Annotated in this window: 5 protein-coding genes; 4 read left to right on the plus strand and 1 reads right to left on the minus strand. The window is 58.0% G+C overall.

The window, feature by feature from the left end:
* Positions 1 to 247 precede the first annotated feature (247 nt).
* Positions 248 to 1,231 carry a replication initiation protein gene (locus ICN82_RS20730; RefSeq protein WP_193187145.1) on the plus strand — a complete coding sequence of 328 codons (984 nt, stop codon included), beginning with the start codon at positions 248 to 250 and terminating at the stop codon, positions 1,229 to 1,231.
* The gene (locus ICN82_RS20735) at positions 1,228 to 1,626 is read left to right on the plus strand and encodes a hypothetical protein (RefSeq protein ID WP_193187148.1); all 399 of its coding nucleotides are present in this window, start codon (positions 1,228 to 1,230) and stop codon (positions 1,624 to 1,626) included. Before ICN82_RS20730 ends, ICN82_RS20735 begins: the two co-directional genes overlap by 4 nt.
* Positions 1,627 to 1,642: 16 nt before the next feature.
* Here the strand turns inward: ICN82_RS20735 and ICN82_RS20740 are convergent, their stop codons facing one another.
* Positions 1,643 to 2,353, minus strand: a complete 711-nt coding sequence (locus tag ICN82_RS20740; RefSeq protein WP_193187152.1) for a helix-turn-helix domain-containing protein — start codon at positions 2,351 to 2,353, stop codon at positions 1,643 to 1,645.
* A 452-nt stretch (positions 2,354 to 2,805) separates the two neighbouring features.
* On the opposite strand from ICN82_RS20740, the gene ICN82_RS20745 reads away from it, so the two are divergent.
* On the plus strand, positions 2,806 to 3,363 hold the full coding sequence (locus ICN82_RS20745) for a hypothetical protein (protein ID WP_193187156.1): 558 nt from the start codon (positions 2,806 to 2,808) through the stop codon (positions 3,361 to 3,363).
* 344 nt (positions 3,364 to 3,707) lie between these two features.
* On the plus strand, positions 3,708 to 5,012 hold the full coding sequence (locus tag ICN82_RS20750; RefSeq protein ID WP_193187159.1) for a hypothetical protein: 1,305 nt from the start codon (positions 3,708 to 3,710) through the stop codon (positions 5,010 to 5,012).
* Positions 5,013 to 5,169: the final 157 nt, after the last annotated feature.

Raw genomic sequence — 5,169 nt, forward strand, 5'->3', positions numbered from 1 at the left:
GTTAGCCGCCGTGTCGATCCTGAGTGTCGGGTGTCGCGTGTCGCGTGTCGCTTCGCTCCCCGCGACACCCGACACTGACACTAGAGGCCCTGAAGACTAGGGTTGGGAGGGCTGAAGACTAGGGTTGGGAGGGGTAGCGACTAGAGTTGGGAGGGGTAGCGACTAGAGTTGGGAGGGGTAGCGACTAGGGTTGAGAGGGGTCAGACTAGGTATTTACAACTAGTTGTCTGCAAAATAACCTAGTCGAATGAGAGAAATTACGGTGCCATCTAGCGTTGTCGCGCTTCGATCCGATTTGCCCCTCGCCCCGGCGATGGTTTCGGCCATTTGGGAAATTGCGGCAGCCTTGGATGAGCAGCGCATCCCGGCAACCTTGGAAAATGCCATCTGGCTAGAGGTGCCTACAAAGCGGCTGCGCGGAGAGGGGGCTAGGGCTGATAACGTTTGGCTGCGGGAGTGCCTTCGGCGTCTGACGAAAGTCGAACTCTCGGGCGAGCACAAAGGCGATCCCTGGGGCGCTGTAGTGCTCGCTCAGTGGCACATCGTCCAAGGCGGGAGCGTTGCCCGCCTCTTGATCCCCCCGGCTGGCGTCCATGCTCTTCGCAGTCCGACAACCTTCACGAAGATCGAGGCCACCGCCGCGCACCAATTGAGCGGCCATGGTCGGCGCCTCTACGCAATTCTTGCGGACAAGAAGCGCCTCGGCCGCCCTTATTGGACATTCAGTGTAGAAGAGCTTCGCGCTCTGCTCGGCGTCGATGACAAGAAGTCATACTCTCGCTGGAACAACTTCCGGCAATGGGTCCTAGAACCAGCGCTGGAAGCGATCAATGATTACGGGACGGTCACGGTGAAGATGACCCCCGAGAAGCGCGGTCGGTCAGTTCACGCTGTTCGCTTCGATTGGCGTTGGAAGGACCCACACGACGCAGCTGAAACTGCGGCGGAGAACGAGCGGCATAGCTCAACGCGCCGCAAAAAACAAAACACCGATGATGCCCCTCCAATGTTGGAGGATCCAAAGGAGGCCGCACGGCTCTGGTGGGAAACCCTCAGTGAGATGGAACGTACTTCCTGGGCCGACAAAGTGGGGCGAGAAGCGGAAATTGGTGGTGTGATGCGGCCTAGACCGGAGCGGATTATCCGTGAACTAGCCTTTGCAAAAAGTGGTAAAGGTTTGCCACAAGAACAGGGAAGCGAACACTTGACCAGCAGGGGCAGCAAGGCATGAAAAACCTTTCCCTAAGAGAAGCGGTAAAGCTGTTCGATGTTTCTCGACCAACCCTCACGAAAGCACTGAACAGCGGCAAGCTGAGCGGCGAGCGTAATGACAAGGGCCAGTGGGAAATATCGCCCTCCGAACTTACCAGGGTCTATCGACCAAGGAGCGCAGAACCTGCGAGCCGTGGCAACGTCGAACAGGTAAATTTTACCACACCGAACATCTCGCAGAACGCAGATATTGATCGACTAAAGGCAGAGCTAGCGCTGGCGGTTGCCCGCGCAGAAGCAGCGGAAAAGTTGGCGCAAGAACGTGCCGAGCGGATTGACGATTTGAGGCGGATGTTACCTCCACCGGCCACCTCCACTTCCCGGTCTCTATGGCCGTGGAAGCGGCGTCGATAGTCGTTTTGCACGACCTCTAAGCGGGCACGCCCTCGTTATCCCAGGTCTCTTCACTCATAGCCCCTGTCCCGTCGTGTCGATATGGATCGACCCCCCTTAGGCGGTATAGGTTTGCAGGGTTTGTCCGATCCAACGGATCACGAGCCTCTCTTTCCACATAGATCAGGTTAGACACGACCAAGAAGTTCAAGGCACCTTTGATCTTCCCAACTTGCACGCCTGTGTACTCGTTCATCACGTGGTACCTCATGCTCGTGTAGTTCCTTCTCGCATCGCGGAAGGCAATCAGCAGGAAGTATAGCTTCATCGCGTCTAGCTCTAATGGGCTACGCAACCGCCACCCATCGAAAGCACTTATAGTGCCATGCTGGTCATAGAGGGGCCTGACTGCCACTTTCCCCCATGGAGTGGTGGACGCTGTAAAACGATACAGACTCCGCGTGTCTCCACGCGTGATCCAGCCCTGCTGCACCAGTAGCGAGATGCCTTTTGAGATTTTGCTTCGTGAGATGCTCAGGGAGCGCCCCAAGTCATCGTAAGTGATCTCAACTTCGCTGCCGTTAGTTCCATCTGAGAACAGCGGTCGCCTGTGAGCCATCACAAGCATCACCATAAGAGCTGCAACGGCATCAGCTCCGTGCTCCCCCCAGCGCAAGTTTTTGAGTTCTTGATCACGGATCCACTGCGTCGGCAGCTGGCGCCACTGATCATATCCCGTCTTTGCCATCAGCCCCCCCCTTAGCGCGAAGCGATGAGACGGATGACATAGAACGCCAGGCCGATCGCTCCGAGCGCGACCAGCGCCAGGAGTTTGGTTTCTGAGATGTCCGTTACCCAGGACAGAAGTGGGAGGAGAGCTTCCATAAGAGCACCTGCTTTTGCGTTTTCGATGATCGCAAATTTAAGCAGCGAGTAAAAAATGTCTCTAGAACGACTTTTTCAGATTTCCCACTCAAAAAAGCACTTAAAGCCCTATAAAATAACGGATTTTGTAGAAGAAAATGCGTACATAAAGTACCCTATAACAGTTCACGAAGCCCTCCCCGTGAACTGTTTGGGCGAGGGTTCTGCTCTCGATGTGGCGCTGCAGCCTTTCTCAAACCGACTCGCTCGCATCGCCTGCCCATTTGCACCACCCACGACCAGGCGGTATCTCCCGACCGTGACTAGGAGATTTTTGTGCGACACGGCCTTCCGGAAAAACTGACCTGCCAAGGCGTCCAGCACGACCTTAGCCACCTTTCCCCCTTTGTTCATACTCTGCCTGGACAAGGTCCGGACGGCACTGATCTGGCTATCCGGATCAGGTTCGAGTCACACGTTTTCTCGAAAAGCCACGACGGCGGTAGCCCCGACCCGCATGATTTTCTTGATGAGAATGGCAACAAGAGGGCGTTCTGTCAGGTTCGATACAACTTCTCACACTGCTTGGCAGATGAGGTTCGTCGTATGCTTGATATCAACGCCATGTCTATGCAGGTCCATGACAAGCGCGGTTTCTACAACTTGGCTGTCATCACTCCTGCAGGACAGCAGATCACCACTGGCCTCCACAACACGGTGATCTACTACATGCACAAGAGTCAGCTAGACGGCATCCACACTGAGATGCGCGTGAAATCCTGCTACGAGAAGCACCTCAGAGTCGACCGACGAGCGAAGAAGGACAAGATCCGAACCTACGCCAAACGCGCTTACTATGAAGAGCGTAGAGTTCCAAAACCTACTGGCGACTGAAAAGCAAAAGGCTCCCCGAGGGGAGCCTTGCTTCATGCGAGTACGCCTTACCGTGGTATGCCGACCTCAAAGGGTGCGTCTGCAACAGCGTCCATAAGGAAGCCTCGCTGTCTGTTGCTGACAAGGACAATAGGCCTGCGCAGTACTAAGATCAAGCAAAACAGACGCGCGCACTCATCACAATTTTTTAGAAATTTCTACGGAACTAGAGCCGCATCAAGCGGGAGGTCCAGGAGGGCGCAGCGCCTCTGGCCCATGGCAATTAGCGGAGCGACTCGTAGAGAATTGCCTAGTGGGTTGTCATTTGAAATGACAATTCTCCCCAGCCTCCCTACGTTGCACCCATGTTCAAGGCAGCTATCCGCGTCAACAAGATGACCACCATCGCCCAGCTTCGCGGGGCGTCCCTTCATGCGCAGCGTCACGACGAGACGGGCAAGGCCCGTGTCCGGGAAGATGCGGAACCCGGCTTCGGCCTCGCCTGGTCAAAGGCCGAGGACGACCGCGACTACCTCGCCGCCTTCAAGGCGCACAAAGCCGAGCTGGGGGCCGGCGAGCGGAAAGGCTCCCCCCTCTGCCTGCAAGCCATCTGCGTCGTGTCCCCGGAATGGGTGCAGAAGGCCGGAAACCTTCATGACCCGGAGAACCCGCACAACCGCCAGCTCTTCGACCAGGCGAAGGCATGGGCCGAGAGCTGGGGCGGCAAGGGATCGGTGATCGCCACCCGCCTTGATCTCGATGAGAAGGGCGGCGCCGTGGTCGACGTGATGGTCTCCCCGGTCCGGGAAAGCCGGGGCAAGCCAGTGATCTCGACCAACAAGGCGCTGCAGGAACTGAAACAGGACACCGGCGAGCGGAACGAATACTCCGCCCTGCAAACATCCTGGGCTGATTGGTGCCGCGAACACCTGGACGCCGAAATCGTGCGCGGCACCCGGAAAGAGATCACGCAGCGCCAGCATCTGTCGCCGGAAACCTATGGCGCCGTCATGGACAAAGCCCGGGAGGACCTGCAGAGGCCCATAGAGAGCGTCAGAGACGCCCTACAGGCCTCTGAGCTCTCTTGGGACGATACGGACCTCCTGAGGGACTACCTGCTTCTCAGGGGCGAAATTAGCCGCCACAGGGACGATCCCCGCGGCTACACCCCGCCGGAGGGGGATCTCGACCGGGAGGGGGTCGAAACCTACACCAACCTCGAGTCGAATACGTGGAAGCTCATCAGCGCCTTCCGCAGAGGTGCAGAGAGCGTCGTGTCGGCAGCTTACCGCTTCGGGATGGGATGGGACCGCCTGAAGCAGCAGGACGGCCACGAGGCAGGCCGTGCGTGGTTCCCTGCGCTTGCCGACCGGCTGCACCTCGGGGCGGTGATCGCCAAATGCGGGGACTTCTGCGCCGAGGCGGAGGCCTTCGTGAAAAACCTGCGCATCGAGAACCCCGAGAGCCACCTCTCCTCGCGTATCCTCTGGCCACAGGGCTCGGAGGAGTTGGTGGAGCGCTACGACCGCCATCTAGGCCTTGCCGCTCCCCAGCACATCCGACCTGTCCACCAGGAGCGAACCCCGGAGGTTCAGAAAGCTCGTGATGTGGAGCCGCCTCAGCAGCAGCCTAGTCGTAGCCGTGACCGTGGAGACGATTACGGTCTGTAAGGGTGTGACTGTAGCAGGAAATGCAATTTGGCAGCGTTACACTTGCCAACCAGATCACCGCCCCTCAGCGCAGCGCTTCCATCCAGCGGCAAGCTGAGGGGCGGGCGGCGTTAGCCGCCGTGTCGATCCTGAGTGTCGGGTGTCGCGTGTCGCGTGT

The sequence above is a fragment of the Mangrovicoccus algicola genome, assembly GCF_014903745.1.
Lineage (GTDB): Bacteria > Pseudomonadota > Alphaproteobacteria > Rhodobacterales > Rhodobacteraceae > Mangrovicoccus > Mangrovicoccus algicola.

What these genes read in the sequence shown, in the direction of transcription:
- ICN82_RS20730 (WP_193187145.1), top strand. Translation starts at nt 248, where the DNA reads ATGAGAGAAATTACGGTGCCATCTAGCGTTGTCGCGCTTCGATCCGAT.
- ICN82_RS20735 (WP_193187148.1), top strand. Translation starts at nt 1,228, where the DNA reads ATGAAAAACCTTTCCCTAAGAGAAGCGGTAAAGCTGTTCGATGTTTCT.
- ICN82_RS20740 (WP_193187152.1), bottom strand. Translation starts at nt 2,353, where the DNA reads ATGGCAAAGACGGGATATGATCAGTGGCGCCAGCTGCCGACGCAGTGG.
- ICN82_RS20750 (WP_193187159.1), top strand. Translation starts at nt 3,708, where the DNA reads ATGTTCAAGGCAGCTATCCGCGTCAACAAGATGACCACCATCGCCCAG.